Raw genomic sequence first — 26,275 nt, 5'->3', positions numbered from 1 at the left:
TTCCAAAAAACCCGACCACAATCACAGCCCCTCTCGAGGCACTCCAAAAACAGGAGCCATGGCCGGACTGGCAATCAAAACTTAGTAGTACAAAACACGCTCTTGAGTTCTCAAACCACCACCACACAGGCAAGAAGCACAACCCCCGAAGAAGAAGCACCGCCGTGCCGGGCAACGAGTGAATAACTTACACGCCCACACCCGATAACGCAAACCCAACCAACACAACAACCCCAAAACCACTGAAAACACAAGCATCCACCGGCGTGTCGCAAACGCGACAACAAGCGGTGAAAACAACCAACAGACAGCACAACAACCAACCACCAACCGGCACGCGACCAGCCACACCCACACCAAAACAACCACACAGCCGCCACACCACGGACCGGAACCATCACACGGACGACAGCCCTCCCCTCAGCCCGCCATACGGCGGACAGCTCCCCTCCCACGGAGGGGAGCCGGAGAATCACGCACACCAACCAGCACAACCAGCACAGCTGGCTCCTCCCTCGGAAGGGAGGCGAAAGACGGGAGCGTTATCGATTATTGGGCTGGGGTGAGGGAATGGATGCCGAAAGGGGATGCTCAGGCTTGGCGACGAATCGCGTGGTCGCGGGTGATAATGCGGGGCATCGTATGATCCGTCACGGAACGCTCGTCCACGATCACTTCGTCCACATCATGCAATTCGGGAAGCTGGAACATGATGTCCTCCAGCGTTTTTTCGATGATCGACCGCAATCCTCTGGCGCCGGTACCGCGCAATACCGAGGTGTGCGCGATGGCGGACAGGGCCTTGTCGGTGAATGAGAGCTTCACCCCGTCGATGGCGAAGAGCTTCTGGTATTGCTTGACCAACGCATTGGCGGGATATTGAAGAATTTGTTCCAGATCCTGTTCGGTCAGATCATCCAGCACACTGATTACGGGCAGACGGCCGATGAACTCCGGCAACAGTCCGAAATCGGCCAGATCATCCGCGCTGACCTGATGCAGAATCTCCGAATCAGGCACCGGTGTCTGCCGCCACGCGGAATTAAAACCGCTTTCGTACTTGCCGAGACGCTGCTCGATGATGTCCTTGAGCCCGACGAAGGCACCGCCGCAGATGAACAGGATGTCATTGGTGTCTATGCGCACCGTTTCGAGATCCTTATGCTTGCGGGTGCCCTCCATCGGCACGTTGGCCACGGTCCCCTCGATGATCTTCAGCAACGCCTGCTGCACGCCCTCCCCCGAGACGTCACGGGTGATGGAGGTGTTTTCCCCCGATTTACGGGCGATCTTGTCGATCTCATCGATATAGATGATCCCCTTGCTGGCCCGTTCCACATCACCGTCGGCGGCCTGGATAAGCCGCTGCAATATGGTTTCCACATCATCGCCGACGTATCCCGCCTCGGTCAGCGTGGTGGCATCGGCGATGATGAACGGCACGTTCATGACGCGTGCCAGCGTCTGTGCCAGGTAGGTCTTGCCTACGCCGGTGGGGCCGAGCAATAGAATGTTCGACTTTGCGACTTCGACGTCTGCGAAGGGATCCTGCGTACGGTCCCGTCGAGTGGACAGTGCCTCGGCTTTTTCCCGAAGTCCCATGTTCACGCGTTTGTAGTGATTGTAGACGGCCACCGCCAGCGTACGTTTGGTCTCTTCCTGACCGACGACATACCGATCGAGATATTCGAATATCTGCCTAGGATATGGGAGACGCAACGCATTCATTTCGGCGTCGTCACGCCGTTCATCGGAAATGATGTCGACGCAGAGTTCTATGCACTCATCGCAGATGGCGACTCCGGGACCGGTGACCAGTTTATGCACCTGATGTTCACTTTTGCCGCAGAATGTGCACCGCGGAGTGTCTTCGCTGTAGCTGACTACTCGTCCCATGGAATCTTCCCTTGAACGTCACGTGTCCGGTTCGCAAAGAGGCCGGGACGTCGGTGAAGACGCCTCGGCCTCTTGATGTGGCACTGCTCTACTGACGGGTCTCGAGGACCTCGTCCACGATGCCGTATTCCTTCGCCTGGGGAGCGGTGAGGATCGTATCGACTTCGATATCTTTGCGGATCTTTTCGATGTCCTGTCCCGTATGCTTGGCCAGAGTCTCCTCGAGCCAGGTGCGCAGACGGAGCATCTCACGTGCCTGAATCTCGATCTCGGTCGCCTTGCCGAAGTCCTGTCCCATGGCCGGCTGATGGATCAGCACACGGGCGTTCGGCAGCATAAGGCGCTTGCCGTGGGTACCGGCGGCAAGCAGGATAGCGGCGGCGGATGCGGCCTGTCCAAGGCAGACGGTCTGCACGTCGGGCTTGATGTACTGCATGGTGTCATAGATGGCGGTCATGGCCGTCATGGATCCACCGGGGGAATTGATGTACATCATCACGTCACGATTCGGATCCTGGCTTTCCAGAACCAGCAGCTGTGCCATGATGTCATCGGCGGAGGTGTCATCGACCTGTACGCCCATGAAGATGATGCGGTCCTCAAACAGCTTGGTGTAGGGATCCTGACGCTTGAACCCGTACGGGGTCTTCTCCTCGAACTGCGGAAGAATATAACGGGCCTGCGGCATGCCGCCCGCAAGGCGCTGGGCGCGCGCAATGTACTGTGCTTCTTCGGATGCCATATCATTCACCCTTCTGTGTGCTCATGGTGCCCGGCGTGGTCACGATCTTGTCGACAAAACCGTACTCCAGCGCCTGCTGCGCGGTAAACCAGTGATCGTATTCGTTGTCACGGTAGATTTCCTCCACCGTGTGGCCGGTCTGCTGCGCGGTAAGTTCGGACAGCGTCTTCTTCATGTCCATGATGAGTTCGGCGCTGATACGCACATCAGTGGACGTGCCGCCGACGCCGCCGGACGGCTGGTGCATCAGTACACGGGCGTGGGACGTGATGAAACGCTTGCCCGGCGTGCCGCTGGACAGCAGGAACTGGCCCATTGAGGCGGCCATGCCGACGGCCACGGTGGCGACATCCGGTTCGATGAGCTGCATGGTGTCGTAGATGGCCATGCCGGCGGTAATGGAGCCACCCGGAGAATTGATGTACAGCCAGATGTCCTTCTTCGGATCCTCGGCCGCGAGCATCAGCATCTGTGCGCAGATGCGATTGGCCATATCATCCTTGACTTCCTCGCCCATCCAAATGATGCGGTCCTTGAGGAGCCTGTTGAAAATCGGATCGACGGGCCCCGCAGGCATGTCCTCTCCGGCCATGACGGGCAGAGGCGCAAACGTGTTGCTCACCTTGTCTCCTTTGTTGCGATTCTGATGTTTTTCAGACTACCGCCTGAATTCGACGGACGAGTTGATTTCGGCTCACTGCGTAGGAGTGTCGTGGAAAACGCGGGAACATATCCTATGCAAAAGGGCCGGGACCGAGATGATGATCATCGGTTCCGACCCTTCTTTAACGGTGTCGCTTATGAAAGCGTCAGTTGCGTCACTCGGCGTTCTCGGCCTTGTCCTCGGAGGCGATCTCGTCGGCCACGGCGGCAGCGGCGGAGGCGGCCTCCACGCTTTCCTGAGCTTCGGCTTCGGCCTCGTCCTCACCGAGGAACTGGCTCAGATCCAGTTCGTTGCCTTCCGGATCCACAAACACGACGGCGCGCATACCGGCAAGCATGCCCTTGGAGCGGCCGACTTCCTGCACGGCGGAACCGATCTGGCCATTCTGGATGATGGCGCTGATGAAGCGGTTGGGCTCCATGCCGTACTGCTGGGCGATAGAGGCAAGGAAGTTCATGACGTCGGACTGGGAGACCTGCACGTCGAGCTTCTCGGCAAGGGCGTCGAGGGTGATCTGGTCGCGCAGCTCCTTCTCGGCGGACTCCTCGGCTTCCTTCTTCTGCTCATCGGTGGCGGATTCCGGATCCGGGGTCATGGACTTCAGGTGCTCGGCGACGAGATTCTGCTTGATGCCCTTCGGCACCGGGATCTCGACGGACTCCTGCAGCTTGGCGATGAAGGCGTCGCGGGCGGCGGTGGCCTGCTGGCCTTCGGCGTCGCGCTCGCACTGCTTGCGCACGTCGGCCTTCAGCTCGTCGAGCGTGTCGAACTCGGAGGCCTCCTGAGCGAAGTCGTCGTTGAGCTCGGGAAGCTCCTCGGCCTTGACGGAGTTGACCTTGACCTTGACCTGAGCCTTCTGGCCGGCGTGATCGCCGCCCTCAAGAGTGCTTTCGAAGGTGGTCTCCTCGCCGGCGGACAGACCGTCGAGAGCCTCGTCGAGGCCGTCAAGCATGGTGCCGGAGCCCAGCTCGTAGCTCACGCCTTCCTGGGAGTCGACGGATTCGCCGTCGATTTCAGCGGCGAGGTCGATGTTGGCGAAGTCGCCCTTGGTGGCGGGGCGGTCGACGCCGACCAGGGTGCCGAAGCGCTGACGCAGGTTCTCCAGACGGGCGTTCACGTCCTCGTCGGTCACGGCCGGCTTGGCGACCTCGATGCGCATGCCATCCAGCTCGGGCAGATCGAACTTCGGACGGACCTCGACCTCGGCGGTGAACTTCAGACGGGTCTCGTCCTTGGCGGAGGCGGGCACTTCCTTGACGTCCAGCTTGGGCTGGTCCATCGGACGCAGCTCCTTCTGCTCGGCGGCCTTGGAGTACAGCTCACCAATGCCGTTGTTGATCGCCTCGCCGGCGACGGAAGCGAAACCGATGCGCTGATCGATGATCTTGCCGGGGACATGACCCTTACGGAAGCCGGGGATGTTCACCTGCTTGGCGATCTCCTTGCGGGCCGCATCGAGATACGGCTCGAACTCTTCGGGGTCTACGGTCACGGTCAGACGAACCTTGGTGGGTTCGAGATTCCTCACGCTGATTTTCACTCTGCGCTCCAATTCGTTGAAAAAATTCCGTTAAGCCATTCAAGGCAACCGTTACATCATAACCCTACTCACGGACTCTGCAATGAGCGAAACCTGCCAATTCCTGGCACCCTGCGATGTAAGGAACTCGGCAACGTCATCGGGAACGGGGTCCGCCCAGCACAGATTGCGGAGAATCTGCGGCTTGAGAAGCACCTCCACTGGGGTTCTGGTGTCTTCTCCGATCTGCACGAGAACGGCCTTCGCCGCCTGCAGTCGTGCGAAGCGTTCCGGATGATGCTCACGCCAGTACTTCATGGAGCGAGGCGCATTCCCCTCCTCATGAGCGGGACGTGGTGTGGTGACCGGCAGTTCCGACTGTGGCAGCGCCAGAGCCTCGAGAATCGCTTCACGCCATACGGATGGCCTGACCTGACGCTGCAGCGGCGCATACCGTTCAAACATCTTGTCCTGTTCCCCACCGGTATGCATGCGCACGCGCTGGTTCAACGAACGAATGGCATTGAATGAGCGAAGATTCCGGGGCTTGCGCTGCCCGGCTTCGATCATGGCCGCGTCGGACAGCAGCAGGGACGGGGATATGTCCAGACGCCTCGCCCAATCGTCGCGCGCCGTCCATAGGCTGCGCACCACGGCCAGGGCACGGGGGTCATGACTCAGTGAGGTGATGTGCGACACCCGTCGCCACGGTTCCAGATGGGGCTTGCGCGCTTGCAGTCCTTCCTGTCGAAGATAGGAGAACTCCTCCCGGGCCCATTCCTCCTTGCCCTGTGCCTTCAGTTCGGCAAGCAGACGGGAGCGCAGCTCGATCAGCACCTCGACATCCAGCGCCGCATAATTGCGCCAGTCACGAGGAAGCGGACGATAGGACCAGTCCGCCGCGGAATGCTCCTTGGCCAGGACCAAGCCGAGATACTTCGCGGTGACGGCGGCGAGGCCGAATCGTGTATCGCCAAGCAGGCGTGCCGCGACCTCGGTGTCGAAGACCGCATCCGGGCGCATGCCCAGATCGAAGAATCCCGGAAGGTCCTGCAGCGAGTCATGGATGATCCAGTCCTCGCCACGTACCGCGTCATTGAAGTCGGACCAATCCGCTCCGGCCTCCTTCAGCGCCATGCAATCGAATAGCGCTATGCCTGCGCCCTCGCGCTTGAACTGCACCAGCCAATCGTCGTGCCCGTATCGGAACCCCGACGCGCGCTCCGCATCGGCGGCCACCGGGCCTTCGGCATTGGCGAAACGTTCGACGGCCGCGTCGAAGTCCTTCAGGGTATCGATCACGTCAGGCACCCCTTCGCGGGGTTCCTTCAGCAGGTGAGGCTCTTTACTCTCTGTCACTGATCGGTTCTTCCAATTCGTCGTTTGCTGTCATGGATTTCAGGAACCTGGCCCACACGTCCACTTGGTCTCCGGCGTTCAGCCCTCCGTCCTGCTCCTCAACGGGAGTCCAGGAAACGCGAATCTCGCAATCGGACTGCGGCGGTTCCTCCGCCGAGTCGGACAATATGCCAAAGGATGTGTTCCGATTCAGACTCACCGTACCACCAAGGGTTTCCTCACGGGCTCCGGTGACGCTGCGTTCCAGCCAATCCCACATCAGCGATGGAGTGAGACTGTTGTGATCGTCGCCTGGTATTCGCATCGAAGCATAGGCGACGCATCGCCATTGCGAGCCCCATTCGCTTCGTGGCCATTGAGCGTACAGAATCATGATCCAGCCATGGGCGAGAACGGAGGGCCCGACGCCGAAATCAAGCTGAACGCCAATGCCGTAATCAGCCAATGTCGATGGCACCGGAATCTCACAATATCGGATATCGGGACGTTGCCTCATGGCGCGCACCGACTCGACGGCGTGCCACACGCTTTGGGGTACCGTCGACATCCCGCGATCGTCCTCGATGGAGGCTGCACGCGGAGCATCGGAGGTCTGCGATGACCGGCCGATGGGGAACGTGAATATCTCAGCCATATATCCAACATTAGCCCCTGAGCCTACTGTTTCTTGGGATTGAAATCCAAGTACACTCTAAGTGCACTCTATTTTGCTGTGACTCCTATTTTATAGGGGGTGCATGCCATGGTTAGCATACCCCCGATCCGCGAAGCTGCGGAGCGGGGGACGATGAGGACTCAGGCTGCTACCTGGTCAGCATTTTTGCAGGCTGGTGCCGTTGTCGACCTCGGGGATGCCGGCGATGCTGGTGAGCAGGCTGACGATGGCGGCCATGACGGCCACGCTGCCGATGTTGGCCCAGTCGACGGTCAGGATGCCGACGGCTCCGGTGCCGATCACGGCCAGCGCGGCCTGGGCGGCGGTCTTGACCGCGCGGAGCCCGGCGGCCCTGGCCCACAGAACGGGATTCGACGTGGTGCCGGCCGTGGGTTCGGCCGCGCGCTGCGGGATTTCATCTATCGGGGGTCCTCTCCCTTCTTCTAGAATTTTCCTTGGTTGAGTCGAACCTGGAGCGCTCGGCCGGTCCCGTATACCAGTCGGTTCAAGGCTGCATCTGTTTGGTGGCGACACCGAGGTAGCAGTGCAGACCGTCGATGTACTTGGTCCCGGCGAGCCCGTCGATCTTGCCCGAGTAGATGCCCTCGGTTTTAAGGATCTCCTGCATGCGGCGGACGAGCTAGGAGCTGTCTCCCCCGTACGCGTAGGACTGCAGGGCCGGGCGTGCGTAGCCCGGCCGGTAATCACGCCGTCGATAGTTGAGCACACCGCCATTGATCTTGCGATTAAGAGAGTTACGCGGAATGCCTGCCATGATCGATAGCTCAACCTGAGTAATGCCCCCCATCTTCACAACAGCCTTTATCGCCAAGCCGAGATGTTCCGAAGAGACCTTTTTGAGTTCCATATAGGACATGGCACGCCCTGTGTACAAAGTTTAAAATTCCAGCGTGTCCCATTTTGGGACATTACATACGCCAACCGGTAGTACCGTGTCCCATATGGTAGCTGGAAGCAAAATACCTACGATTGAGTCAAAGGCGCTCTCGATCGCGATCAAACGCGCTATGGCCACACGCGATTTCATGCCGAAAGCATTGTCGGAGAAGTCAGGAGTCCCCCATGGTACTCTCCGCAAGATTCCAGAATTGCACACTGTGGCCGGCTACGAGCAACTACGAAAGATCGCTTCAGTGTTGTCCATGCCCTTATCCGGAATCATCGCGGATACCGAGCGTCCGGCCATAGATCCTAGAGTAGTTGAAGATTACGCAGGATCTCATACCTCGGCGTAACGCAAAGGTGCAGGACCCGACGGTTAAAATTCCCGGCATGTTTCATCAGATCTCTCGATAAGATATCAAAACCCCGTTTAGGGGTTCAGGAAGTAGTACGCGCCCCTCAGCGCAGAGAGACACGGGAGAGATCATGAATCTCGGAAAGACAGAAGGTATATCTCCAAACTTCACCAATACGCCATTGACAGTGGAAGGGTATAATGCTTCCGCGTCATTCGATGGAGAGAATTTGACCATCGTCCGAGGAGGAGTCTCCCGGCAATATCCTTGGCGACTAGTTTCCGATATCCAGATCATCGACGCCACCCCCGAGCACGAAGGCGTGCTGGTCTTCCTCGTATGGAATCCCGACGGAAGTCTTGCCTCTATGCCGAACAATCCGCAGGAGGCTGCGACCAGCCCATGGTGCATCTTTTTCACAGGCGACCAGTCCGAGTCCATATACCGTTTTGCGGAACAGCTAAAAGCCGATCTGAGCCAGCGGAAAACCGGCGAACAGCAGTCGAAGAAGCCGTTCTATAAGCTGTGGTGGTTCTGGGTACTGGCCATTCTGGGACTGTTCTTCATCATCGTCCTGCTGACCCCTACAGAGGATTCCGGATCCTCGTCGGCCGATTCGGCCGCAACATCGTCCCCATCGGCGAGCGCGAGCACCCCGGCAGAGACCCCGACGAAGAAGCCTCGGCAGTTGACGGGGATCGATGTCCTATACGCGGGGTCTCGAGCGGATGGCACACAGATCGATGATCAGAACGGCGGCATCATCGTTCGGGCCAAGTACGATGACGGATCCTCCGAGAATGTGACCGGGTGGAAGGTGCAGAATCCTGGCGCGATCAACTACAACGGCGAGACCGTGTTTACTATTGAGTACGAGGGCCAGACCTCAGAGCTGAAGCTGACCGCCGACCCTCCGACCGAATACAAGAACGCATTAGTGCAGGCAGGTCAGTATTCCTCCATGATGCATATGTCGAAGCAGGGAATTTATGACCAGCTCGTGTCTCCGTATGGAGGGCAATTCCCTGCGGATGCTGCACAATGGGCCGTCGATCACGTGCAGGCCGACTGGAATGCGAATGCCCTGGAGATGGCCAAGAGCTACAGGGATAATCTGAATCTGTCGACCGAGGCAATTAGAGACCAGCTGGCGTCCCCCTATGGGGAGAAATTCACTCAGGATGAGGCGAATTACGCCATCGAGCACCTTAATGACTAATGATTTCGAATATATGGGAATCCCCGGCGTTCGTGATGAACCGCCGGGGATTCCCATATATGGCTCCTAGATTCCCAGGATGAATGTGACAGCGGTCCAAGCATCGTTTTGATGGCGTATTTCTATTTTTGCCATGACTCCACTGTCGGTGATCATGGTTAGATATGCTTCAGCGTCAGATATGTCGAGCTTGCCGAGTTCCTTACGGCCGGGACTCACTTGTATGGAGACGTCATCTCCGAAAACGACCCTACGTAGGGCGCCTCAGAGCATGCCTCCATCCGGGTAGGGAGCAAATGCCTCATTCGCTGTCTCGGTGAGAACAACAACGACGTACGGTGAGCGCCAGAAAGTTCTTTTTTGTGCAGCATGAGGTTTGCGGCGCCCCATACTGCTTTGCAGGATTCGGGGTCGGCCGCGTCCGACGGCCGACTCCGTTGGAAGAAGTAGATCCACGGCAAGTAAGGCAAAAGCCCCGGTCGCGCACTGCGAGCGCCGGGGCTTTTGCCTACCTCATTGGCCAAGTAGATTAGAGATACGGTCTTTTCAGCCGTATTCGCGTCTTACATAATTGCATGATCCAAGGAATGTATATGAGTGAGTCTTCGAAGCACGAGAACAAATGCGAAATTATTCGTGCACTTAACTTTGTTGAGAGATGGTCTGGGACCATTGGCATCGTGATCGCATTGGGATCACTGGTAGCAGCAATTTACGCGGTTATCCTCCCGTTCCAGCAATGGCAGCAAGATATTGCAGACAAGCAGGAAGATGCGGTGCAAGAGCAAAAAGATAGAAAAGTCGCCGAGGAAAAATGGAGAGAAGAGGGTGCGATGTTCTCTCTGGCCTATATCACGAATCGCGACCAGCAATTATCGGACACCGACTTGGAAACGGGAGTCACGTCCGTGCAATCCAATCACGCCATGGTGATCACCAACTCCGGACGAACTCAGGGCACTATAATCGCCATCCGCCAGACCGATTCCCCCCGACAATCAAGAGATCGTCTGCACCCCCTCGGTGTCCAACAGCGGAAATCTGGCTCTGTTGCCGAATACTGGAGAACATGCCTATTCGTTAACGCCACAAAACGTAACAGATGGGATGAATATACTTGGGACATCTGAAATCCGGTTGGCGCCAGGCGAATCCCAAGTCATTATTCTGGCCGGGAAAAAATACCCTTCAGGAACGAGCATTGCCCCTTATAGGGGAAAATACACACTGTATGAGGCCGATGGAACGACGACGAGTATTCAGCCCGAACAAAAGAACGATACATACAACAAGCATTATGTCGCACTGTTAGAGAAAAGCGACGCTCAGATTGCCTGCGGTGCAAACGCCGACAGAATCCTCTCCGGAAGCCAAATGTCATATTTTAGTCAATATCGATTTACTTGATAAGTAAATAGACATAGACTATAACTATGAAGAGAAAAGAACTAGAAAAAGCGGATTCGTGAGATTGCCAAGGCAAGAGGACTGACGCCGGTCTGGACCGAGGGAGGCAACCATAGCAAGGTGGTCGTCGGCAAGGCCAAGACCGTAGCTCCCCGTCATGGCGAAATCAACGAGCTCACCGCCAAGGGCATCATCCAATACATAGAAAGGAACGCGAAATGAGCACAGGTACCGTCACCGCCATCTGCACCCGCAGCGGCGGCTGGTGGGCTGTCGAGGTCCCCGAGATCCCCGGCCTGTTCACTCAGGCGCGACGCCTCGATCAGGTCGAGGACATGGTGCGCGACGCCGCGAAACTGCTCGACTCCCCCGTCGATGAGGTGAATATCGAGCCCGAGCTGGATGCCGACACGTCACGCATGGTCGAGGAGCTGTTCGCCAAGCGCGACGCCGCCCGCAAGGCGCAGGAGGAGGCCTCCCGCCTCGCCAGAAGCACCGTCAATGCACTGCGCAACGAGGGTCTCACCGTTCGTGACGTCGCCATCGTCACGGGGGTTAGCCCCCAGCGCGTCAGTGCTTTACAGCACGCCTGACCAATAGAAACCTGAAGAAGGCCCCACGCTCCATACGGCGAGCGCGGGGCCTTCTGATTAATCGACGAAGTTCAGCGTGGGATCGTCGTCGAGGGTGACAGTGATGTCGTCATGGGTTCCACTGTCGGCAATCGAGGTCGGCCCAACTTGGCCGAAGCGGCCGCGCCTCTGCTGTGCCGATGGGCTGCGGACGCGTTTCTCTCCAGCATTCCGGGATTCGTCCCGCTCAGCGAGAAAATCGCCAGACGCCATTTCGACATCCTCAAGACCATCCGCAGCGGACTATCCAACGCCAGGCTCGAGGCCGTCAACAACAAGATCAAGACCACCATCAAAATCGGCTACGGATACCGCAACCTCGACAACCTCATCGGCCTCGTCATTCTCAAATGCGGAGGACTCAACCTCAAACTCCCCCGGACGCCAATAACCAGCAATCCCAGCCCACACAAACACCCGAAGAGCCTAAAATCCTCGCCCGCGAAAACGGACGAGGATTCAGAAGTTCATAATGCGCATGCCGAAAACGACATGCACGATCGATACGCGGCCAGGCGATCAGTACACGGTCAGTCCGTGGCTCTTGAACTGGTCGACCACACGGGCACGCAGCTTGGCCGACGGGCCTTTGGCGTCCTCAAGCGGGTAGGGAATGCGAAGCTCGTGCCACTTGGGACGACCCAGCTGATGGAAACCGAGCACATCGACGTGCTCGAGCGCGTCACCGAACGACGCGCAGATCTTGGCCACGTTCTCGACATTCTCCTCGGAATCGGTCAAGCCAGGGACCAGCACGAAACGCACCCAGATCTTCACGCCCCTCTTGGAGAGTCGACGTCCAAAATCGATGGTCGGCTGCAGGATGCCGCCGGTGACCTTCTTGTAAGTGGCTTCATCTCCGGATTTGACATCCAGCAGGCACAGGTCGATGTCGTCCAGCTGCTCATCGGTATAGCTGGCGCCGAGGAAGCCGGAGGTGTCGAGACAGGTGTGCACGCCCATCTCCTTGGCCGCGCGGAACACACGGGACACGAAGGCCGGCTGCATCATGGATTCGCCGCCGGAGAATGTGATGCCGCCGCCGGTGGCCTTGAACAGATCGGCATAACGGCTGATCTTCTTGACCATGGCGTCGAAATACACGGGCTTGCCGTCGCGCATCTTCCAGGTGTCCGGGTTCTGACAGTACTGGCAACGCAGCGGGCAGCCGCTCATGAAGACGGTCATACGGGTGCCTGGTCCATCGACGGAAGTGTTGATGTCCCAGGAGTGGACGAATCCGATGTCGCCTGATTTCAATGCGTGAATACGGTCGCGTCGATCAAGACCGATCGGCGATTCGAATCCGGAAAGACCACCCATCAACGTTTGGCTGGCATAGTCCTTGTTCGACTTGAGCATATGCGGATTGGTGGTTTTGAACTGCACGTTCTCAGACATCGGCGTCCTCTTTCTACGACAAAATGGGGGCGGGACATTCAGTGCCCCGCCCCCGGCATATCACCGTTCACACGGTGCCGATCGGGTTAGCGATCAGTCGGTGACGGCTCCCTGGTGGAAGGTACGGGAGATGACGTCGAGCTGCTGCTCCTTGGTGAGCTTCACGAAGTTCACAGCGTAGCCGGAGACACGCACGGTCAGGTGCGGGTACTTTTCGGGGTGCTCAACGGCGTCCTCCATGGTCTCCTTGCGCAGAACGTTGATGTTCGCGTGGTAGAGGCCGTGGCCGTTGCCGGCGTCCAGGATGCCGACCAGGTTGTTGATGCGCTCGTCCTCGTCGCGGCCAAGACCGTCAGGGGTGATGGTGTTGGTCAGCGAGATGCCGTCGAGAGCATCGTTGTAGTCGATCTTGCCGACGGAGAACATGGACGGCAGCATGCCGTGGGAGTCCATGCCGTTCTCCGGGTTGGCGCCCGGAGCGTACGGGGTGCCCTTCTTGTGGCCGGACGGGAAGGAACCGGTGTTCTTGCCGTACTCCACGTTGGAGGTGATCGTCAGGATGGACTGGGTCGGAACGGCGCCACGGTACACGGGCAGGCGCTTGACCTGGCCCATGACGGTGGACACAACCCACTTGGCGATGTCGTCGGCACGATCGTCGTCGTTACCGTAGATCGGGAACTCGCCCTCGGTGCGGTAGCCGACCACCAGATCGTCGTCAGCGCCCTCGACGTACTCGTACTCGTGGCCTTCGAGGTTCTTGGCGTCCTTGTTGTAGATCGGGTACACCTTGGCGTACTTCACTGCGGACAGGGAGTCAGCCGCGATGGACAGACCGGACATACCGCAACCAAGGGTACGGTACACTTCCTTGTCGTGCAGAGCCATCTCGATGGACTCGTAGGCGTACTTATCGTGCATGTAGTGAATGATGTTCAGAGCCTGCACGTAGGTCTCGGACAGCCACTCGAGAGCCTTCTCGTAGTTGGCCTTGACCTTGCCGTAATCCAGGGTGCCGTCGGCTTCGGGCTTGATCGGATCGATGACGCCCTTGTCGATGACCTGCATGCCGGTCATCTCGTCGCGGCCGCCGTTGATCGCGTACAGCAGAGCCTTGGCGGAGTTCACACGAGCGGCGAAGAACTGCATCTGCTTGCCGACACGCATCGGGGACACGCAGCAGGCGATGGCGGCGTCGTCGCCCCAGTGACCGCGAATCTCCTTATCGGACTCGTACTGGATGGCGGAGGTGTCGATGGAGATCTTGGCGCAGAAGCGCTTGTAGCCTTCCGGCAGCTTCGGATCCCAGAAGATGGTGATGTTCGGCTCCGGACCAGGTCCGAGGTGCTCGAGGGTCAGGGTGGCGAGCAGACGGAAGGAGGTCTTGGTGACCATGGCGCGGCCGTCGTCGGCGAAGCCGGCGTCGGACCAGGTGGCCCAGTAAGGATCACCGGAGAAGATGTTGTCGTAATCCTTGGTGCGCAGGAAGCGGACGATACGCAGCTTCATCACGATGTTGTCGATGATCTCCTGAGCATCGGTCTCGGTGATGAGGCCGGCCTTCAGATCGCGCTCAAAGTAGCAATCGAAGAAGGCGGAGTTACGGCCGAAGGACATGGCGGCGCCGTCCTGGCTCTTGATGGAGGCGAGGTAGCCCATGTAGGTCCACTGCACGGCCTCGTGAGCGTTCTGAGCCGGGCGGGACAGGTCCAGACCGTACTCGTTGCCGAGGTTGATCAGCTGCTTGAGGGCCTTGATCTGCTCGTCGTGCTCTTCACGGAAGCGGATCCAGTGCTCGATCTCGGTCTCGGTGAAGTCGTTGCGGTAAGGAATGGAATCCTTATCCTTCTTCTTCTGCTCGATCAGGTAGTTCACACCGTACAGAGCAACACGACGGTAGTCGCCGATGATGCGGCCACGGCCGTAGGCATCCGGCAGACCGGTGAGGATCTTGTTGTGGCGAGCGACCTTGATCTGCTTGGTGTACACGCCGAAGACGCCATCATTGTGGGTCTTGCGGTACTTGGTGAAGATCTTCTTGATCTCCGGATCGGGCTCCTTGCCGGCTTCCTTGATGGCCTGCTCGACCATACGCCAACCGCCGTTCGGCATCATGGCACGCTTGCAGGGAACATCGGTCTGCAGGCCGACGATCACGTTGTCGACCTCGGGGCTATCGATGTAGCCGGCCGGGAAAGCGTCAATGCCGGCAGGAGTGTGGGTGTCCACGTCGTAGACGCGCTGCTTACGCTCCACGGCGAGGTAGTTGTCGTCGAGGTACTTCCACAGATGCTTGGTCTTGTCGGTGGCGGGAGCCAGGAAGGACTCGTCGCCCTCGTAGGGGGTGAAGTTCTTCTGGATGAAGTCACGGACATCGATTTCGTTCTGCCAGTTACCGCCGTTGAAGCCGTCCCAAGCCTTGGCCTGGAGATCTTCGGCAGAAACCTTGGTGGCATCTACTGCTGTCATATTCGCTCCTTGTTGAGGATTTGCAACGTCGCGTCATCACTCCGTTGTCATTGACTATTCTATGCGGCCCGCAAGCCGGGAAATAGCCGTTTACGCGTGACGTTCCTCACATTTCAGAAGGCTTTTCGGCGGCTTTATGAGGCAGCTCACAAAACGCATGTGAGCCGTCTCACAGCATCCTGTAAGACGGCTCACATCATCGGGGATTTGGACGGTTCGTCGTCACGAAACGGGCCGGTCAGCGCCAGCCGCGATCCTGCTCCTCCCACTTGCGGTTACGTTCCTCGACGATCTTCCATGCGTTGAGGGCGTCCTCCTCGGTGTCGTACGGTCCCATGCGTTCCGAGATCGGGGACTTGGGCCCGAGCTCCGCCTGCTCCGTACGCGTGTTGAAATACCACTTCTTGTCATTCTTGGCTGTCATGGTCATTCCTTTCCTAGCCTATTCGCGGAAACGGCTGGTAATCGGCAGACGGCGGTCACGGCCGAATGCCAGGGACGTCACCTTCGGTCCAAGCGGGTACTGGCGGCGCTTCCACTCGGCGCGATCCACCAGACGCATGACCGTGTCCACGGTCTGCTCGTCAAACCCATCCTCCAGCAGATCAGCGCGACCATGCGCATGCTCAATGTACGCGGCAAGCACCTTGTCAAGCAGTTCGTACTCGGGCAGGGAGTCCGAATCCTTCTGTCCGGGACGCAGTTCGGCGCTCGGCGGCTTGATGATGGAGTTGACGGGGATGATCTCGTCCTTCTGGATGCCGGGATCGGCCTGTTCGTTGCCGACCAGACGCAAACCGCCAATGCCCACGCCCCGGGACGCGGCCTCGTTGCGCCAACGGGCCAGCTGCCAGACACGGGTCTTGAGCAGATCCTTGATGGGGGCATAACCGCCGACGGCGTCGCCATAGATAGTGGAGTAGCCGCAGGCAAGCTCGCTCTTGTTGCCGGTGGCCAGCGCCAGCAGCCCCTTTTCGTTCGAGTACGCCATGACGATGACGCCGCGGATGCGCGCCTGCAGATTCTCCGCGGCGACGCCATCAAGCGCAAGCTGGCTCTGATAGGCATTGAACAACGGCTCGATGGGCTGAACATCATAGTGGGCACCGAGGTTGCGCGCCAGATCGGCCGCATCATCCTTGGACCCATCCGATGAGTACATACTCGGCATGGACACGCCCCAGACGTTCTCCCCTCCGCAGGCGTCGGCGGCCATAGCCGCCACCAGAGCCGAATCGATGCCGCCGGACAGGCCGAGCACCACGCCATGGAATCCGTTCTTGACCATATAGTCCTTCAATCCCAGTACGCAGGCGGTGTACACCTCCTCGTCCGGGTCGAGCACGTCGGCGATCGTGGATACCAGTCCGTCATGGTCATCGGACTCGGGCAGGGTCCAGAAGCTCAGATCCTCCACGAACTGCGGCGAGCGCTCCAGGAGCGTGCCGTCGCGGTCGATGACGAAGCTGGCGCCGTCGAAGACCAGATCGTCCTGGCCGCCCACCTGGTTGAGGTAGATCAGCGGGGCTCCGACCTCGTGCGACCGGCGCTGTGCGATGTCCACGCGCAGATGTCCCTTGCCTTCTTCGTAGGGGGATCCGTTGATGGTGAGCAGTACGTCGATGTTTTCTCCGGCCAGTTCGGCAACGGGGCCTCCGTCCTGCCAGATGTCCTCGCAGATGGCCACGCCGATGCGTCGGTCATGTACTTCGAACACCAGGGAGTGGGTGCCGGGCGTGAAGATGCGGAATTCGTCGAACACGCCGTAGTTCGGCAGGAAGTGCTTGTCGTAGCCGGCCCATACCACGCCCTTGTGCAGCACCACCAGACGGTTCTGCGGCAGGGATGCGCTGCGCTCGGTGCCCACGGTGCCGACCACGATGTACAGGTCGCCCATGCCTTCGTCGGCAAGCTGTTCGGCAAGACGGTCGGCTCGGTCCCATGCCGCCTTGCGGAAGGTGGCGCGGAATGCGAGGTCCTCGATGGGATATCCGGTCAGCGTCATTTCGGGGAATACCACTACATCGGCGTGTTCCGCCGCGGCTTTGCGTGAATATTCGAGCACCTTTGCGGCGTTGCCGTCGAGGTCTCCGACGCAGGTGTCGATCTGGGCCAATGCAAAACGAATCTCACTCATAATCCATATCCTAGCCTTACCGTGTTCCGTATCCTATAGCGACGCGGCCAGTCGGGGCGTCCCACATGCATGACAGACTTAGGGGCATGACTACAGCAATCATGCATACCTCCGAAGGCGATATCCGCATCGATCTGTTCGACGATCTCGCCCCCGAAACCGTGAAGAACTTCGTTGGCCTGGCCTCGGGCGACAAGGAATGGCTTGATCCGTTGACCGGAGCACCCAGCCATGATCCGTTCTACAACGGTCTGACCTTCCACCGCATCATCAAGGATTTCATGATTCAGGGCGGCTGCCCGCTCGGCACCGGCACCGGCGGCCCCGGTTACATGTTCGATGACGAGATCGTTCCCGATCTGAAGTTCGATAAGCCGTATCTGCTGGCCATGGCCAATGCCGGCCTGCGTCGCGGCGCCGATGGCCGTATCCACGGCACGAACGGCTCCCAGTTCTTCATCACCACGGTGCCCACTCCGTGGCTCGATGGCCATCACACCATTTTCGGTGAGGTCGCTGATGACGAATCCCGCGCGGTCGTCGACAAGCTCGAAGCCGTGCCCACCGATGCCGGCGATAGGCCGCTTGATCCGGTGATGATCGAGACGATCGAGATCCAGTAGTTCCGGTGACCGCTTCGACGGTCGAACGCCGAAGCTTCGGTTTTCAGGCCCGATGCCTTGCGCATCGGGCCTTTTCATATGCGCAGGCCACCACGGACACTCCCATCGGACGATTCCGCATCGGTTTCGCCGCTATCCTATACGTCTCATATACGGCGCATTGAACACCATATAAATAATTCCGATCGGAACGTCGCCGCGCCGCTCCCTGGACTCCCCTATAGTAGGGTCCCGTTGCAAATACACCATGAGAGGAAGGAAGAGCACATCATGGTCAAGAGGAAAGCCATCGTCAGCGCCGCGCTCGCCGTCACCACCATTGCCGCACTTGCCCTGAGCGGCTGCGGAAGCTCGTCGAACGGTTCGTCGTCGGCCGACGACAAGACCATCACCGTGGCTGCGAGCCCCACCCCGCATGCCGAGATCCTTAACAATGCGGTCAAGCCGATCCTTGAGAAGGACGGCTACAAGCTCGAGGTGAAGGAGTTCACCGACTACGTGCAGCCGAACACCGCCACCGAGGAGGGCGAGGTCGACGCCAACTACTTCCAGCACAAGCCGTATCTCGACGACTTCAATAAGGAGAAGGGTACGCATCTGGTGTCGGTGGAGGCCGTGCACTTCGAGCCCTTCGGCCTGTACCCGGGCAAGACCAAGAGCCTTGACGCCCTGCAGGACGGCGCCACCGTGGCTGTGCCGAACGACGCCACCAACGAGGCCCGTGCCCTCCTGCTGCTGCAGGACGCCGGTCTGATCAAGCTCAAGGACGCCAACGACATCGCCGCCACTCCGAAGGACATTACCGAGAATCCGAAGAACCTGCAGTTCAAGGAGCTCGAGGCCGCCGTGGTGCCGACGGTGATCAACGACGTGGATATCGCCGCTCTGAACGGCAATTACGCCATCCAGGCGAAGTTCGATCCGAGCAAGGACGCGCTGGCCAGCGAGAAGGCCGACGGTCTGGCCGCCAAGACCTATGCCAACATCCTGGTGGTCAAGGAAGGCAACGAGAACACCGCGAAGACCAAGGAGCTCAAGAAGGCCCTGAACTCCGATGAGGTGCGCGACTACATCAACAAGAACTACAAGGGTGCGGTGCTGCCGGTCTTCTAGTACCGCCACCGTCTCCATATCATTCCGGTCCGGCCCTCCCTCGTGGAAGGTCGGACCTTCACGCTTTGATTGGACGATATGATTCAGCTCGAGCATCTATACAAAAGCTACGATGAGGGGACCGAATCCCATGAGGTCCTGCACGACATCAATCTCGGCATCCGCCCCGGCGAGGTGTTCGGCATCCTCGGTTCCTCGGGTGCCGGAAAGTCCACGCTCGTGCGATGCATCAACCTTCTGGAGCGCCCCACCAAGGGCAAGGTGATCATCGACGGCAAGGATGTCACCGACGCGAACGGCAAGGAGCTTTCCGCGCTGCGCTCCTCGATCGGCATGATCTTCCAGAACTTCAGTCTTTTCCAGCAGCGTACGGTGCTGCGTAACGTCACGTTCCCGCTGGAACTCAACCACACTCCCAAGGACCAGCGCGAGGAGCGCGCACGTCGCCTGCTGAAGCTGGTCGGTCTTGAGGAGTACGCCGACCGCTACCCCAGCCAGCTGTCCGGCGGACAGCAGCAGCGCGTGGCCATCGCCCGCGCATTGGCCAACAATCCGCGGATCATGCTGTGCGACGAGGCCACCAGCGCACTGGATACCACAACCACCGTGCAGATTCTTGATCTGCTGCGTCGCATCAACCGCGAGCTTGACGTGACCATGGTCGTGATCACCCACTCGCTGGCCGTGGCCCGTAACATCTGCGACCGTGTGGCCATGATCGACGGCGGCAACATCGTGGAGATGGGGCCGACCGAGGACCTGTTCGCGGATCCTCATAGCGATATTCTCAAGGCGTTGATCGCCAGCGATGGCGCGCAGAATCGTCGCGATACGAACGAGGCTCCGGCCTCCGCCGCGGAAGGGGTGAAGTGATATGGGTCAGATCGTGCAGGAATTCATTGCGGAGTATGGCGAACTGCTGGTGCAGGGTACGTGGGACACCATCGTAATGACGAGCGTCTCCACACTGGTCGCCTATGTGATCGGCGTGCCGGTCGGCGTGCTGCTGACCATCAGCGGTCCCGGCGCCCTCAGGCCGAATCGCGTGCTGCACACGGTACTGGGGTGGATCGTCAATATCGGCCGTTCCATTCCCTTCATTATTCTGCTGGTCGCGATGATTCCGCTGACGCGTCTGCTCGTAGGCACGTCGCTGGGTGTGGCGGGCGCGATCCCGCCGCTGATCGTTTCCGCGGCGCCGTTCGTCGGACGTATGGTCGAGCAGTCACTGGCCGAGGTCGATGATGGTCTGATCGAAGCGGCGCAGAGCTTCGGTGCCGGTACCTGGCAGATCGTCACCAAGGTGCTGCTGTTCGAGAGCCTGCCGTCACTGGTACGCGGCGCCACGATCACCTTCATCAATCTGTTCGGATATTCGGCCATGGCCGGCACCGTGGGCGCCGGTGGTCTGGGTGATATCGCCATTCGCTACGGATATCAGCGGTATCAGGACGATGTGATGATCGTCTCCGTGGTGCTGTGCGTGATTCTGGTGCAGATCTTCCAGTCGCTGGGCAACGTGATCGCTCGCAGGATCGATCATCACAGCCGCTGACGGCTTTCATATACGAAAAGCAAAAAGGTCCTTGTGACATCGTCGAATCAACGATGTCACAAGGACCTTTTTGCATGGTTTCGCGGTCCGTAGCGACCAGTCCTGTCTTGCGCGGCGGGGTTATCGCACCGCCACCCTGTCAGCGCCTGACCATGTTGTGCAGGGACGATCCCGTCGTATAGTTGGCGATGTTGTCACGGGCGATGGCGATGATGCGGTCGACCGTGGCACTCAGATGGTTGCCACCGGCGACGTGCGGTGTGATGAGACAGCGCGGATGGGACCAGAGTGGGCTGTCGGACGGCAGCGGCTCCGGTTCGGTGACGTCCAGCCCGGCTCCGCGCAGTCGATCAAGATTGACGAGTAGGGCGTCGGGATCAATGGCGTCTCCCCTGCCGGCGTTCAGTACGATCGCGCCCGCCTTAAGCAATGCAAGACGATGGCCGTCGAGCAGATGATGAGTGTCAGGCGTGGACGGGACGATGAGCGCGACGACGTCGGCACGAGGCAACAGGTCATCGAGCTCGTCGAAGCCGTGCATGGAGTCGATGCCGTCGGCCTCCTTGTTCGGATTGCGACGCACGCCGATGGTATGGGCGCCGACGCCGCGGCACATCGTGGCGAAATGGGAGCCGATGTCACCGGTGCCGATGACCAGCACCGTGGCGTCCGCCGGCGAGACGACCGCACCGGCATCATGCCATTCGCTACGCTGCTGATGATCACGGTACTGAGGCAGGTTCTTCATCAGCGCCCACATCATGGCGAACAGATGCTCGGACACGCTTTGCCCATAGGCACCGCTGGCGTTGGTCACCACGACCGACGGGTCGAGAATGCCCGGAGCCAGATAGGCGTCGACTCCCGCGCTCCAGGTCTGCAACCACTTCAGGTTCGGATAGTGCGCCATCTGCGAGGCCGGCACATTGCCAATGATGACGGTGGCGCGTTCACGGAGTTCATCGGGAACGCGTATCGACCACGACATGGCGTTCCGCTCCCCCGGGTCTCCGACGAACACCTGTTCCGTACCGTTCGCCGCTTCGACGAATGACTGTCGTTCGTCGTCATTCAACGGAAGACAGTTGACGATGACGTCATTCCGCGTCGTTGCGATGGTCATATTCGTTCCTTTCCGTACCGGCACGCCCCTCTCCTCCGACGTGCCCGTGTTGTCCGTTGTCGCCGATGCGCCTTGGTGGCACACCACTGTTGGTGTAACGATACTATTGGTGTAACGATACACCATATAGGATTCATCCTATCTCGAATACATCATCGACGCAACGAATCGACGAACTCCCCAACGCGCTCCAATCCTTCCCGAAGTGCGGATCGCGACGCCGCATAGGAAAGCCGAACGTGGGTGTCCGCGGTGGCGACGGCAAAATCACGGCCCGGCGTGAGGGCCACATACCGCTCCTCCAGCAGTCGGCTGCAAAACGTCCAAGCGTCAAGACCAGTGGATGCGATGCTGAAATAGGCATAGAAGGCCCCGTTGGGCTCGACCTCCACCGGCAGACCGATACGGCGCAGGCCGTCGACGACCAGTGTGCGCCGCGCCCGGAATTCGTCTCGCCGACGATCGCACTCCTCATAGGCCTCCGGAGTGAAGCATGCAAGTGCGGCCCATTGCACCGGCGTGGGCGCGCAGAGCAGGGTATTCATGGCGAGGTTGTCGACGGCATTGAGCAGTGGTTCAGGCAGGACCATCCAGCCGAGTCGCCATCCGGTCATGCCGAAGTATTTCGAGAAGCTGTTGACGGTGATGGCGTCGGGATCGCAGCTGAGTGCCGATCGTATGGAGGAGCCGTCCGGTTCGGTGTCGGCGAGGTCGAGGTAGGTTTCGTCGATGATGCGCCAGGCACCACGACGTTTGGCATAGTCGCAGATGGACGCGAGTGCCGGGTATGGAATGCAGGTTCCGGTCGGGTTCGATGGGGATGTGATCATGACCGCCTTGGTGCGGTCGGTCCACGCGCCGGCGACGGTTTCAGGGCTGAGATGATAGCGGCTGGCGGCGTCGGTGGGGACGTCGACGACGGTCCCACCGAACATGGTGACGAGTTCCCGGTTGCAGGGGTATGAGGGGTCGGCGGCGAGGACTTCGTCGCCGGGATCGATGGTGGCCGCGATGGCGAGCATGAGCGCTTCGGATCCGCCGCAGGTGATGGCGATGCGGCGAGGATCGACGTCGAGGTTGTGACGCTGCTTGTAGAAGCGGCTGATTGCCCCGCGCAGCGGTGTGATGCCGAATGATGGCGTGTAGGGCAATGGGCGGCCATCCATCTGTTCGATCATGGCTTGGCGCACCACGGCCGGGGCGCCGAAGTCGGGTTCGCCGAGACCGAGTTTGATGACGTTGTGGCCTTGGGCGATCAGTTCGTCGGCGCGCGCGCCGAAGGCCATGGCCCTGAACGGCTCCGATTCCTTGGCGCGCTGCGACATCTTCGGCGAGCGAACGACCATGTCTGTGTCTCCTATCTTGCTTGGCATCGGGAAAACTGTCAGCCATCGTAGTACTCGGCTGGGAATTGATGGGATGCGGTATTGCGTGGTGGGCGTATATACGACGAGGCCCGGCGACCGTGATGGGTCGTCGGGCCTCGTACGCGTTTGTTCGGTGGATGAACCTACCGATCAGCGGGTGTAGTCCATGTCCTTGCTTTCCTTGATGAGGAAGAGGGCGATCAGTGCGATCACGGACATGACGGCGAGGTACCAGCCGACGGACATGATGCCGTACTTCTCAACCAGCCAGGTGGCCAGGGACGGGGCGAAGGCTCCACCGAAGATGGCGGCGAGGTTGTAGGACAGGCCGGCGCCGGAATAGCGCACGTTGGTGGGGAACAGCTCGGGCAGGTAGGCGCCGGAGGGGCCGAACAGTCCGCCCATGAGCACGAAGCCGAGGCAGAGGAACACCATGATGGAGGCGACGTTGTGCTGCAGGAGCGCAGGTGCGAAGAAGCTGAAGATGGCGGTGACCGCCGTGGTGGCGATCAGCACCTTCTTGCGGCCGGCCTTGTCGGCCCAGAGGCATCCGACGATGATGAAGGCGGCGAAGAAGAACACGGAGACCATCTGCATGGCGAGGTATTCGGACTGCTTGAAGCCGAGTCCGGAGACGCCGTAGCTCAGCGACCAGGTGCCCAGCGTGTAGAACAGCGTGTAGGTGATGCCCATGGCGAGGGTGCCAAGCACGACCTGCTTCCAATACGGGACGAGGGAGCGCAGCGGGTGACGCACGATGCGCTTCTCTTCGGCGGCCTTGCGGAACACGGGGGTCTCGCTCATGCGGGCGCGCACGTAGAGACCGACGATGACGAGAACTGCGGAGAGCAGGAACGGGATGCGCCAGCCGTAGGCGATCATCTGGGCCTTGCTCAGATGCGTGGTGAGCAGCAGGTTGATGCCGTAGGCGCAGAAGAAGCCGATCGGGGCGCCGAGGTTCGGGAAGGAACCGTAGAGGGCACGCTTGTCGTCGGGCGCGTTTTCGGTGGCCACGAGGGCGGCGCCGGACCATTCGCCGGCGAGACCGACGCCCTGGCACGCACGGCACAGGCAGAGGATGACGACAGCCCATGCGCCGATCTGCTCATAGCCGGGCAGCAGGCCGACGACGAATGTGGAGATGCCCATGGTCAGCAGGGCGATCACGAGGGTCTTCTTGCGGCCCATCTTGTCGCCGAAGTGGCCGAAGAGCATGGAGCCGAACGGGCGGGCGAGGAAGGAGACCGCGAAGGTGACGAAGGACATCAGGGTGGCCAGTGCGGGGTTGGACTTGGCGACCGTGGTGAAGAAGATGGTGCCGAAGTAGCTTGCGGCGGCGATGGAGTAGCAGTAGTTGTCGTAGAATTCGATGGCCGTGCCGACCATGGATGCGGCGATGATTTCGGCGACGGAATCCTTCTTTACCGTCTTTGTGCCGCTCAGCGATGCCGTTGTGGTAGACATAAGCGCTTTCCTCTCATATCTGCGCCGTCCGCCGTACGTGACTGGTTCAGCCTCCCGGCCGTGCCAAGTCAACGCTGGGCAACGGCGCGAAGGTTGATTATCTCCCCCTTCTCAGGGAATCGCTTCATATTGTCGTCGCAATGGCGGCGCCCATGTCGGTTATTCCGAATATTGGACGCTTATTGCATGAATGTGGTCTGTGACACATTTCATCCGGCGTGATGGTTCGATGCCGAATCCTCGTTCCCACGGGCATCGCCGCGGCCGCCGTCGAGAATGTCGCGGATGCGTTGCAGACGAGGCCCGATCTCCCGCTCATATCCGCGATCATTCGGATGATAGTATTCTCGTCCCACGAGTTCGTCCGGCATGTACTGCTGGGCCGCGATCGCGCCGGGGGCGTCGTGCGCGTACTGGTAGCCCTCGTGGTTGCCCCACTGTTTCATGAGCTTGGTGGGGGCGTTGCGCAGATGCAGCGGAACCGGTCCGGACAATCCGGCGTCCACGTCGGCGAGCGCGGCGTTGATGGCGTTGTAGCTGGCGTTGGATTTGGGTGCGGTGGCGACGGCGATGACGGCTTCGGAGAGGATGATGCGTGCTTCGGGCATGCCGACGAGGGCCACGGCCTGGGCTGCGGCGACGGTGGTCTGGAGAATCTGGGGGGCGGCCATGCCGACTTCTTCGGCGGAGGCGATGATGATGCGCCGGGCGATGAATCGCGGGTCTTCGCCGGCGCGCAGCATGCGGGCAAGGTAGTGGAGCGAGGCGTCGACGTCGGAGCCGCGCATGGATTTGATGAAGGCGCTGGCGACGTCGTAGTGGTCGTCGCCGTCTTTGTCGTAGCGGATGGTCGCCCGGTCCATGACGTTGGCGACGACGTCGGGCGTGATGGTCGGCTTGGTGATGCCGCCCGATTCTTTGCCGTCCGTCTGGTGCTGGGTGATGGCTCCTGCAGCGGCTTCGAGGATGGTGAGGGTCTTGCGGGCGTCTCCCCCGGCCATGCGGATGATGTCGTCCACGGCCGGAGGCGTGATGGTGACGCGGTCGTCGAGCCCCTGTGGGCTGGTGATGGCTCGTCGGACGAGTTCGGCAAGATCGTCGCGGTCGAGTGGATCGAGTTTGACGACGACGGAGCGTGACAGCAGCGGGGAGATGACGGAGAAGCTGGGGTTTTCGGTGGTGGCGGCGATGAAGGTGATGTCGCGGTTCTCGACACTGGGTAGGAGCGCATCCTGCTGGGTCTTGGAGAATCGGTGGACCTCGTCGACGAAGAGCACGGTCTCCCTGCCGCTGGAGACGAGTCGTTCATGGGCGCGGGCGAGCACGGCTCGGATGTCCTTGACGCCCGATGTGACCGCGGAGAGTTCTTCGAAGGCGCGGTCGGATTGGCGCGCGACGATGTAGGCGAGGGTGGTCTTGCCGACGCCGGGAGGGCCGAAGAGGATGATCGAGCTGGGCGCGGTGAGGGAGCGCCGGCTCGACGGGGATGCGAGGCGCCTCAGCGGTGAGCCGTCGGCGAGGATGCGATGCTGTCCGACGACATCGTCGAGACTGGTGGGGCGCATGCGTACGGCGAGGGGACGGGTGGGTTCCTGGGTGGCGTCGGCGGCGCTGAAAAGATCTTCCGGCATGGGGCCCAGTGTAGCCCACGGCTCGAACGAGTGTTCTATG

Annotated in this window: 26 protein-coding genes and 1 pseudogene; 9 read left to right on the top strand and 18 right to left on the bottom strand. The window is 60.0% G+C overall.

Going from position 1 to position 26,275, the window contains the following annotated elements; translation table 11 throughout:
• Positions 1-182: hypothetical protein (locus D2E23_RS11715; protein ID WP_206432016.1), on the top strand; the 182-nt coding region annotated here is incomplete at its 5' end.
• A gap of 409 nt (positions 183-591) precedes the next feature.
• Here the strand turns inward: D2E23_RS11715 and clpX are convergent.
• From clpX to D2E23_RS11935, 9 genes are all read right to left on the bottom strand, one after another.
• Positions 592-1,896: an ATP-dependent Clp protease ATP-binding subunit ClpX gene (clpX, locus tag D2E23_RS07320; RefSeq protein ID WP_126030291.1), complete on the bottom strand. Its 1,305-nt coding sequence runs from the start codon at positions 1,894-1,896 to the stop codon at positions 592-594.
• 88 nt (positions 1,897-1,984) lie between these two features.
• Positions 1,985-2,638, bottom strand: coding sequence for an ATP-dependent Clp protease proteolytic subunit (locus D2E23_RS07315; protein ID WP_093961424.1), 654 nt, complete (start codon positions 2,636-2,638; stop codon positions 1,985-1,987).
• Between the two features lies 1 nt (position 2,639).
• Positions 2,640-3,260, bottom strand: a complete 621-nt coding sequence (locus D2E23_RS07310; protein WP_093961423.1) for an ATP-dependent Clp protease proteolytic subunit — start codon at positions 3,258-3,260, stop codon at positions 2,640-2,642.
• Positions 3,261-3,456: 196 nt separating this feature from the next.
• Positions 3,457-4,842: a trigger factor gene (gene tig / locus D2E23_RS07305; RefSeq protein WP_126030290.1), complete on the bottom strand. Its 1,386-nt coding sequence runs from the start codon at positions 4,840-4,842 to the stop codon at positions 3,457-3,459.
• Positions 4,843-4,893: 51 nt separating this feature from the next.
• The gene (locus D2E23_RS07300) at positions 4,894-6,180 is read right to left on the bottom strand and encodes an HRDC domain-containing protein (protein ID WP_241227247.1); all 1,287 of its coding nucleotides are present in this window, start codon (positions 6,178-6,180) and stop codon (positions 4,894-4,896) included.
• A complete protein-coding gene (locus D2E23_RS07295) occupies positions 6,167-6,814 on the bottom strand; it encodes a DUF3000 family protein (RefSeq protein WP_240541569.1) in 648 nt (215 codons plus the stop codon). The genes D2E23_RS07300 and D2E23_RS07295 overlap by 14 nt, the downstream gene beginning before the upstream one ends.
• Positions 6,815-6,991: 177 nt before the next feature.
• Entirely contained in the window at positions 6,992-7,369 is a 378-nt protein-coding gene (locus D2E23_RS11945) for a holin (RefSeq protein ID WP_277596486.1), read from the bottom strand.
• The gene (locus D2E23_RS11940) at positions 7,341-7,463 is read right to left on the bottom strand and encodes a hypothetical protein (protein WP_276313580.1); all 123 of its coding nucleotides are present in this window, start codon (positions 7,461-7,463) and stop codon (positions 7,341-7,343) included. The genes D2E23_RS11945 and D2E23_RS11940 overlap by 29 nt, the downstream gene beginning before the upstream one ends.
• A gap of 12 nt (positions 7,464-7,475) precedes the next feature.
• Positions 7,476-7,610, bottom strand: a complete 135-nt coding sequence (locus D2E23_RS11935) for a hypothetical protein (RefSeq protein ID WP_276313579.1) — start codon at positions 7,608-7,610, stop codon at positions 7,476-7,478.
• Between the two features lie 614 nt (positions 7,611-8,224).
• Here D2E23_RS11935 and D2E23_RS07285 point away from each other — a divergent pair.
• From D2E23_RS07285 to D2E23_RS07270, 3 genes are all read left to right on the top strand, one after another.
• Positions 8,225-9,313 (top strand): Ltp family lipoprotein, encoded by a 1,089-nt coding sequence (locus D2E23_RS07285; protein WP_206432015.1) that lies wholly within the window; start codon positions 8,225-8,227, stop codon positions 9,311-9,313.
• A 593-nt stretch (positions 9,314-9,906) separates the two neighbouring features.
• The gene (locus D2E23_RS07280; RefSeq protein WP_126030287.1) at positions 9,907-10,443 is read left to right on the top strand and encodes a hypothetical protein; all 537 of its coding nucleotides are present in this window, start codon (positions 9,907-9,909) and stop codon (positions 10,441-10,443) included.
• Positions 10,444-10,938: 495 nt separating this feature from the next.
• Positions 10,939-11,313 (top strand): type II toxin-antitoxin system HicB family antitoxin, encoded by a 375-nt coding sequence (locus tag D2E23_RS07270; RefSeq protein ID WP_126030286.1) that lies wholly within the window; start codon positions 10,939-10,941, stop codon positions 11,311-11,313.
• 57 nt (positions 11,314-11,370) lie between these two features.
• Here the strand turns inward: D2E23_RS07270 and D2E23_RS11830 are convergent, their stop codons facing one another.
• Complete coding sequence (locus tag D2E23_RS11830) at positions 11,371-11,565, bottom strand: hypothetical protein (RefSeq protein WP_241227245.1); 195 nt, start codon at positions 11,563-11,565, stop codon at positions 11,371-11,373.
• Between D2E23_RS11830 and D2E23_RS11825 the strand changes: the two are divergent.
• Positions 11,521-11,625: pseudogene (locus tag D2E23_RS11825) on the top strand (hypothetical protein); the annotation flags it as partial. The gene D2E23_RS11830 and the pseudogene D2E23_RS11825 overlap by 45 nt on opposite strands.
• 246 nt (positions 11,626-11,871) lie before the next feature.
• On the opposite strand, the gene pflA reads toward D2E23_RS11825, so the two are convergent.
• The 4 genes from pflA to D2E23_RS07245 all read right to left on the bottom strand — a co-directional run bounded on the left by pflA (position 11,872) and on the right by D2E23_RS07245 (position 17,359).
• Positions 11,872-12,753 (bottom strand): pyruvate formate-lyase-activating protein, encoded by an 882-nt coding sequence (pflA, locus tag D2E23_RS07260; protein ID WP_126030285.1) that lies wholly within the window; start codon positions 12,751-12,753, stop codon positions 11,872-11,874.
• Between the two features lie 93 nt (positions 12,754-12,846).
• Complete coding sequence (gene pflB / locus D2E23_RS07255) at positions 12,847-15,222, bottom strand: formate C-acetyltransferase (protein ID WP_126030284.1); 2,376 nt, start codon at positions 15,220-15,222, stop codon at positions 12,847-12,849.
• A 238-nt stretch (positions 15,223-15,460) separates the two neighbouring features.
• On the bottom strand, positions 15,461-15,646 hold the full coding sequence (locus tag D2E23_RS07250) for a hypothetical protein (RefSeq protein WP_126030283.1): 186 nt from the start codon (positions 15,644-15,646) through the stop codon (positions 15,461-15,463).
• Positions 15,647-15,664: 18 nt separating this feature from the next.
• On the bottom strand, positions 15,665-17,359 hold the full coding sequence (locus D2E23_RS07245; RefSeq protein WP_126030282.1) for an NAD+ synthase: 1,695 nt from the start codon (positions 17,357-17,359) through the stop codon (positions 15,665-15,667).
• Positions 17,360-17,445: 86 nt separating this feature from the next.
• Here D2E23_RS07245 and D2E23_RS07240 point away from each other — a divergent pair, with 86 nt between their 5' ends.
• The 4 genes from D2E23_RS07240 (at position 17,446) to D2E23_RS07225 (ending at position 20,650) form a co-directional block, all read left to right on the top strand.
• Positions 17,446-17,982 (top strand): peptidylprolyl isomerase, encoded by a 537-nt coding sequence (locus tag D2E23_RS07240; protein ID WP_126030281.1) that lies wholly within the window; start codon positions 17,446-17,448, stop codon positions 17,980-17,982.
• Positions 17,983-18,252: 270 nt separating this feature from the next.
• A complete protein-coding gene (locus D2E23_RS07235; RefSeq protein WP_126030280.1) occupies positions 18,253-19,095 on the top strand; it encodes a MetQ/NlpA family ABC transporter substrate-binding protein in 843 nt (280 codons plus the stop codon).
• 78 nt (positions 19,096-19,173) lie between these two features.
• The gene (locus tag D2E23_RS07230; protein WP_126030279.1) at positions 19,174-19,968 is read left to right on the top strand and encodes a methionine ABC transporter ATP-binding protein; all 795 of its coding nucleotides are present in this window, start codon (positions 19,174-19,176) and stop codon (positions 19,966-19,968) included.
• 1 nt (position 19,969) lies between these two features.
• A complete protein-coding gene (locus D2E23_RS07225) occupies positions 19,970-20,650 on the top strand; it encodes a methionine ABC transporter permease (RefSeq protein ID WP_126030278.1) in 681 nt (226 codons plus the stop codon).
• Between the two features lie 139 nt (positions 20,651-20,789).
• Here D2E23_RS07225 and D2E23_RS07220 read toward each other — a convergent pair whose 3' ends face one another.
• The 4 genes from D2E23_RS07220 to D2E23_RS07205 all read right to left on the bottom strand — a co-directional run bounded on the left by D2E23_RS07220 (position 20,790) and on the right by D2E23_RS07205 (position 26,235).
• A complete protein-coding gene (locus D2E23_RS07220; RefSeq protein ID WP_126030277.1) occupies positions 20,790-21,773 on the bottom strand; it encodes a D-2-hydroxyacid dehydrogenase in 984 nt (327 codons plus the stop codon).
• 152 nt (positions 21,774-21,925) lie between these two features.
• Positions 21,926-23,119, bottom strand: a complete 1,194-nt coding sequence (locus tag D2E23_RS07215; RefSeq protein WP_126030276.1) for a pyridoxal phosphate-dependent aminotransferase — start codon at positions 23,117-23,119, stop codon at positions 21,926-21,928.
• A gap of 171 nt (positions 23,120-23,290) precedes the next feature.
• Positions 23,291-24,604, bottom strand: coding sequence for an MFS transporter (locus D2E23_RS07210; RefSeq protein WP_126030275.1), 1,314 nt, complete (start codon positions 24,602-24,604; stop codon positions 23,291-23,293).
• Positions 24,605-24,813: 209 nt separating this feature from the next.
• Positions 24,814-26,235, bottom strand: coding sequence for a replication-associated recombination protein A (locus D2E23_RS07205; protein WP_126030274.1), 1,422 nt, complete (start codon positions 26,233-26,235; stop codon positions 24,814-24,816).
• Positions 26,236-26,275 lie beyond the last annotated feature (40 nt).

Source organism: Bifidobacterium callimiconis, from assembly GCF_003952005.1.
Lineage (GTDB): Bacteria > Actinomycetota > Actinomycetes > Actinomycetales > Bifidobacteriaceae > Galliscardovia > Galliscardovia callimiconis.
The sequence above is the reverse complement of the archived record's forward strand: the minus strand, read 5'-3'. Positions and strand labels throughout refer to the sequence as shown.

Coding starts and splice junctions, on each gene's coding strand:
- D2E23_RS07250 (WP_126030283.1), bottom strand. CDS start 15,646: ATGACAGCCAAGAATGACAAGAAGTGGTATTTCAACACGCGTACGGAG.
- clpX (WP_126030291.1), bottom strand. CDS start 1,896: ATGGGACGAGTAGTCAGCTACAGCGAAGACACTCCGCGGTGCACATTC.
- D2E23_RS07235 (WP_126030280.1), top strand. CDS start 18,253: ATGGTCAAGAGGAAAGCCATCGTCAGCGCCGCGCTCGCCGTCACCACC.
- D2E23_RS07295 (WP_240541569.1), bottom strand. CDS start 6,814: ATGGCTGAGATATTCACGTTCCCCATCGGCCGGTCATCGCAGACCTCC.
- D2E23_RS07215 (WP_126030276.1), bottom strand. CDS start 23,119: ATGGTCGTTCGCTCGCCGAAGATGTCGCAGCGCGCCAAGGAATCGGAG.
- D2E23_RS11935 (WP_276313579.1), bottom strand. CDS start 7,610: ATGGCAGGCATTCCGCGTAACTCTCTTAATCGCAAGATCAATGGCGGT.
- D2E23_RS11940 (WP_276313580.1), bottom strand. CDS start 7,463: ATGCAGGAGATCCTTAAAACCGAGGGCATCTACTCGGGCAAGATCGAC.
- D2E23_RS07210 (WP_126030275.1), bottom strand. CDS start 24,604: ATGTCTACCACAACGGCATCGCTGAGCGGCACAAAGACGGTAAAGAAG.
- D2E23_RS07270 (WP_126030286.1), top strand. CDS start 10,939: ATGAGCACAGGTACCGTCACCGCCATCTGCACCCGCAGCGGCGGCTGG.
- pflB (WP_126030284.1), bottom strand. CDS start 15,222: ATGACAGCAGTAGATGCCACCAAGGTTTCTGCCGAAGATCTCCAGGCC.
- D2E23_RS07220 (WP_126030277.1), bottom strand. CDS start 21,773: ATGACCATCGCAACGACGCGGAATGACGTCATCGTCAACTGTCTTCCG.
- D2E23_RS07285 (WP_206432015.1), top strand. CDS start 8,225: ATGAATCTCGGAAAGACAGAAGGTATATCTCCAAACTTCACCAATACG.
- D2E23_RS11830 (WP_241227245.1), bottom strand. CDS start 11,565: ATGGCGTCTGGCGATTTTCTCGCTGAGCGGGACGAATCCCGGAATGCT.
- D2E23_RS07225 (WP_126030278.1), top strand. CDS start 19,970: ATGGGTCAGATCGTGCAGGAATTCATTGCGGAGTATGGCGAACTGCTG.
- pflA (WP_126030285.1), bottom strand. CDS start 12,753: ATGTCTGAGAACGTGCAGTTCAAAACCACCAATCCGCATATGCTCAAG.
- D2E23_RS07245 (WP_126030282.1), bottom strand. CDS start 17,359: ATGAGTGAGATTCGTTTTGCATTGGCCCAGATCGACACCTGCGTCGGA.
- D2E23_RS07205 (WP_126030274.1), bottom strand. CDS start 26,235: ATGCCGGAAGATCTTTTCAGCGCCGCCGACGCCACCCAGGAACCCACC.
- D2E23_RS07230 (WP_126030279.1), top strand. CDS start 19,174: ATGATTCAGCTCGAGCATCTATACAAAAGCTACGATGAGGGGACCGAA.
- D2E23_RS07315 (WP_093961424.1), bottom strand. CDS start 2,638: ATGGCATCCGAAGAAGCACAGTACATTGCGCGCGCCCAGCGCCTTGCG.
- D2E23_RS07280 (WP_126030287.1), top strand. CDS start 9,907: ATGAGTGAGTCTTCGAAGCACGAGAACAAATGCGAAATTATTCGTGCA.
- D2E23_RS07240 (WP_126030281.1), top strand. CDS start 17,446: ATGACTACAGCAATCATGCATACCTCCGAAGGCGATATCCGCATCGAT.